This is a genomic window from Alteromonas sp. AMM-1 (assembly GCF_047290655.1).
In the GTDB taxonomy this organism is placed as follows: Bacteria; Pseudomonadota; Gammaproteobacteria; order Enterobacterales; family Alteromonadaceae; genus Alteromonas; species Alteromonas mangrovi.
The window spans coordinates 1-4,841 of sequence record NZ_JBLBUE010000220.1; the positions used below are offsets into that span (position 1 = coordinate 1).

At 49.9% G+C, this 4,841-nt stretch carries 5 protein-coding genes; 2 read left to right on the forward strand and 3 right to left on the reverse strand.

Annotated elements, in window-relative coordinates:
- Positions 1-137: 137 nt before the first annotated feature.
- Together ACLR2L_RS18895 and ACLR2L_RS18900 are read left to right on the forward strand one after the other, a co-directional pair.
- Positions 138-1,133 carry a sugar phosphate isomerase/epimerase family protein gene (locus ACLR2L_RS18895; RefSeq protein WP_413370407.1) on the forward strand — a complete coding sequence of 332 codons (996 nt, stop codon included), beginning with the start codon at positions 138-140 and terminating at the stop codon, positions 1,131-1,133.
- 149 nt (positions 1,134-1,282) lie between these two features.
- Positions 1,283-2,116 carry a DUF1080 domain-containing protein gene (locus tag ACLR2L_RS18900; RefSeq protein WP_413370409.1) on the forward strand — a complete coding sequence of 278 codons (834 nt, stop codon included), beginning with the start codon at positions 1,283-1,285 and terminating at the stop codon, positions 2,114-2,116.
- An 89-nt stretch (positions 2,117-2,205) separates the two neighbouring features.
- Here the strand turns inward: ACLR2L_RS18900 and ACLR2L_RS18905 are convergent, their stop codons facing one another.
- The 3 genes from ACLR2L_RS18905 to ACLR2L_RS18915 form a co-directional block, all read right to left on the reverse strand.
- A complete protein-coding gene (locus ACLR2L_RS18905; protein ID WP_413370411.1) occupies positions 2,206-2,856 on the reverse strand; it encodes a Qnr family pentapeptide repeat protein in 651 nt (216 codons plus the stop codon).
- A gap of 54 nt (positions 2,857-2,910) precedes the next feature.
- Entirely contained in the window at positions 2,911-4,605 is a 1,695-nt protein-coding gene (locus ACLR2L_RS18910; RefSeq protein ID WP_413370413.1) for a GMC family oxidoreductase, read from the reverse strand.
- On the reverse strand, positions 4,602-4,841 hold a 240-nt coding region (locus ACLR2L_RS18915), incomplete at its 5' end, for a gluconate 2-dehydrogenase subunit 3 family protein (RefSeq protein WP_413370415.1). The genes ACLR2L_RS18915 and ACLR2L_RS18910, both read right to left, overlap by 4 nt.

Genomic DNA, 4,841 nt, shown 5'->3' on the forward strand with positions numbered 1-4,841 from the left:
CCAACATCTTCGCATTTAGGTAGCGGAGAGACTGCAACGGTAAACGTGTCTTTGGCCACACGTATTCCCTACATCATTATCGGACCGGACACCGCCTTGGTTCAACGCACCGACGTAAGCAAAGAGGTAACTATTCAATGAGTATCATGTTAGGCACCACGATTTATTCTATGACCAACGAATGGCTTGCCGGTCAATTCACACTTCCTCAATTAATCGATGAAGTGGGACGTCGTAAGCTGGGCCCAGGTCTAGAGCTAATCGGTTTTCAGAACTTGCGCGGTTTTCCAAACAAGGTCGACAAACAGGACTTAAAGGTCTTTCTCGATGCGGTTGAACGCAATGAGCTCACGCTGACTTCACTGGCGGGCAATGCCGATATCGCGTTAAATCCAGCGAAGTGGATGGACACCGATCAATCCGTTGAGTACATGCGGCCACAAATCGAAATGGCTGGCGAACTGGGATTCCCGGTAATGCGTATTCAAATTGGCTTAACACCAGAAGTACTAACAAAGCTGGAACCGATCGCAGCCAAAGCCAAGGTAAAACTGGGCATGGAAGTGCACGCTCCGGAAGGCCCGAATACCCCTAAAGTACTGGCAACGCGTGAAGTGTATGAAAAAATCGACTCTGAATACCTGGGTTTCGTGCCGGACTTTAGTTCGTGTATGCGCGCCATTCCACCTGGGATGATGGACAAACTTGGGCAAGTTGGCCTTTCAGAGGCAGGAAAGCAACTGATTAATCAGCACTGGGAATCAGATGGTCATCCCTTCCAGCGCTACATGGCTTTTGCAGAGCAGGCCCGTGCGCAAGGCGAACCTGAACTACCTATTTCACAGGCAAAACTGATCTTTACTATGTTCGGCAGACAGCAGCCTGAAGAGTGGGCAGATATTCTGGATCGCACAGTACACATTCACGGCAAATTCTATGAAGTGAATGAGGAGTGCACTGATTCTCCGTCGATTGATTACCACCGTATTCTGCCTGTGTTTGCTAAAGCAGGCCGCACCATTAGTATGTCCAGTGAATGGGAAGGTCATGCTTTCTGGGATGCCGATGAAGTATGTGCGTTTGAAATGGTGCGCCGTCATCACAGAATGTGCGAACACATTTTAAACAAGTAACGCGTTGTCGAGCCTGCTTCAAACCCAACAGAAGCAGTGCTCAGCTCAGGCCTGCCGCACAGTGCCCGTGCGTTGCAGGCCTTTTTCAATTTATACGCTACTGAAGTTTACTCACTTCCATTGAAGATGTCGCGAACAGGGACTTACTGGTGATTAACCGCAGACAATTCTTAAAAAGTAGTACCGCATTCAGCCTGATGAGTTTCCTTCCGGCCTTTGCATCAAAAGCCAATACGCTACCCCGCTATGATGGCGACTGGCAGACACTGTTTAACGATCAGGATTTAAAGGGTTGGAATATTTTCGATGAGCAGTCTGCCTTAAGTAACACCAGTAAACTCGTTAATGTTCAAAATGGCATCATTCATATTCTGGCACCGGAGACCTATTCAGACACTACTTCCCCATTTGGCTATATTGCTACGGAAAACGCCTACAGTAACTATCACTTAAGTCTGGAGTTTAAATTTGGTACCACCCGTTATGACCCGAGACGTCTTGCTAAACGCAATAACGGCGTTTTGTATCATCTCGATCCGAATGTGAATAAAATTTGGCCAAATGGCGTAGAGTTTCAGTTACAGGAAAGTGACATGGGCGACGCAATTCTTATCAATGCGCAATGCTGGCCGGGCGCCGATCTGGGCGGTACGCCAGCATGGCCCAATCAAGTACCGGTTAATCCTAAACCTGTAATGACAACACCACCTGAGCCACGCAGAGATATAGAACGGCAAAGAGTGATAAAAAACGGGAACTTTGAGCGTGAATTTGAGTGGAACAAAATAGAGATAATCGCCATCAACGATAAAGTAGCGCATCTGGTTAATGGCCGGATCATTAACACCTTGTTCGACATTCGAGTTCAGCGCAGTGACAACAGAAATGCGTTCACTCCTTTGACCAGCGGACGTATCGCATTAGAAATTGAAGCGGCAGAGGCAATGTTCAGAAATATTCGAATCAGACAAATTGCCGTTTAATTTAATATTTCTGAAGTCCTGAGTCTGAACGTGTTGTGTACTTCAGACTCTGAGTGAACAAATTAAAGTAGTCAGATCACATAAAGTAGCTAATCAGCCTCAACCTCTATCCCCAACTGCGCCAGCAATTCGTGCTGCTGCCACTGAGTGATTTTGATACCGGTGACATCCACCCTGCGAATATCCAGGCCCACTAAGTCACAATGACGTAAATCGGCGTTTTGCAGTTGGCACTGATACCAGCTTTCCGGAGAGAATTCCCCCCGGGATAGATCAGAACCCTGCAAACTGGCACCACTAAGATTTGCCTCGGTCCAGCGGTTCCCGGATAGCTTGCAGTCTTCAAGTCTGGCGCGCGACAGGTTGACGTAACTCAGGTTACAATCCGTAAACACAGCAGAACAGAAGAAGGTTTTGTGATTGATTTGATTGCTAAAACTTGCCTGAGAAAAATCCGCACCTTTAAGGTCGCACTGGTTAAATACTACGCCTAAGCAATCGGCCCCTTTAAAATTTACCATCGCCATTTTGCAATGCTCGAAGCGCGCGTCAGCTAATTTACTGAAACTAAAAGAGCAAGCGCCCTCTGCGCCCGGTTCCACAAAACTGCAATGCTCAAAAATCGCATCGGTTAAATCACACCGGTCAAACCGGCAACCAAGAAACTGACAGTGTGAATAATACTGTCCTGACAAATCCTGACCGGAAAAGTCAACGTGTTCAAATATTTCATTTTTCATTGTGTACAACTTGAATAAGTAGCGGTGCTTCGATGAACACCGCCAATACAAACATTAAATCAGCCCTTTGGCCAGTTGCGATGCGGCGTAATCTGCCGCTCTGGCGGTAAGTGCCATATAGGTTAACGACGGATTCTGACACGCAGAAGAGGCCATTGCCGCGCCATCGGTAACAAACAAATTGGGCACATCGTGGGCCTGATTATACCCGTTTAACACTGACGTATTGGGATCGCGCCCCATTCGCGCGCCACCCATTTCATGAATGGCGGAGCCGCCTGGGTTTGGCCGGTCTGAACCGAACAACACTTTACCGCCCGCCGCGGTGACCATTTTAGCCGCTTCTTCCTTCGCAGCTTTGAGCAACCTGTGTTCATTTTCGCTAAACGAAAAATGAATTTGCAGTTGCGGGAAGCCATCAGCATCGGTCCTCGAAGGGTCCAGGGTGATATGATTTTCGGCTCGAGGCAAACACTCGGCGAAACTGGTTAGCACAAACTTCCAATCGCCCGGCCCTTGCAAGTCGTTGGCAAAGTCTTCGCCAATACCTGCTTGCTTGTAGCCGCGAGACCACCCAGCGCGATAGGCTCCGCCCTGATAGGAGAATCCGCGGGTATAGCCTTCTTCCGGTTTGTCTAAATTCACAAACCGCGGGATCACCACGCCGGTAGGCCGGTTACCGTAGTAATAACGGTCGTTAAAGCCGGGAATAACCGACGCCACGCCAACGGTACTGGCGTGATCCATAATGTATTTACCCAACACACCACTGCTGTTGGCCAACCCGTTTGGAAACGCCTCAGACGTTGACCGCAGCAATAAGCCTACCGAGTTAAACGCCCCCGCACACAAAAACACCAGTTTACTGTGGTAAGTGGTGGTTTGGCGGGTTTGGGTATCGAGCACTTCCACGCCGCTAATGCGATTAGATGCGTTATCGTGAATCAGGCGCGACGCCATACTGTTGGTGAGCAGGGTTAAATTACCGGTTTTCTGTGCGGCGGGTAGTGTACTGCTTTGAGTACTGAAATACGCACCGAATGAACAGCCCCGTGAACAAATAGAGCGGTTCTGACATGGCGCACGGCCCTCGTCCAGCTTGCCTTCAGTCAGGTTTGCCGTTCGTCCAATGGTGAGCCTGCGTTCAGGAAAATGTGCAGCAATTTGCTCGCGCATGTATTGCTCAACCACATTGAGCGCCATCGGCGGCTGAAACTCACCGTCGGGTAATTGTGGCAAACCTTCCTTGGCCCCGGAAATTCCAACAAACTGTTCAACGTGATCATACCAGGGCGCTATATCCTTATAGCGAATGGGCCAGTCGGTGCCATGACCGTCATTGGCATTGGCGCTAAAGTCATAGTCACTCCAGCGATAGCACTGCCTGCCCCACATGAGCGATTTCCCGCCCAGGTGATAACCCCTAATCCAGCGAAACTGGCTGTCGCCCGGTGTTTGGTAAGGCTGCGCTTTGTCGTCTACCCAATAGCTCTGGTTCCATTCGGTTAAATGGCCCGAGTGTTGTTGTACCGGGTAGTGCTCGTCGATATACGCCTGATCACCCTCACCGCGAAACGGCATTTCCCAGGGCGCGCGCATTTCATTTTTGTAACCGGTGCGGTGAGGTATGTTCTCGCCCCGTTCCAGCAACAGTACTTTTAAGCCTTTTTCGGTCAGCGATTTGGCCGCCCAGCCACCGGTGATCCCGGAGCCCACCACAATGGCATCGTATTGCATTTCACTACTCATGCGTATTTGACTCCTGTCCAGTCGGTGGAAAAGGCTTTGGGATTGTCACTAAGGGGCACATCCGGGTCGAAACGCCCTGGTACCAGCACGTATCGCAGTGCCTGACTCGCACCAATCTCAGAGGTAAAATACCCCACTACGATGAGCGCCTTCAGCGCTTTCCATGCGGCCAGTACATCGGGCATGGGCACGCCTCGTGGATGACTGAATGCAGCGGCATCAAGTGCCGTTAGTGC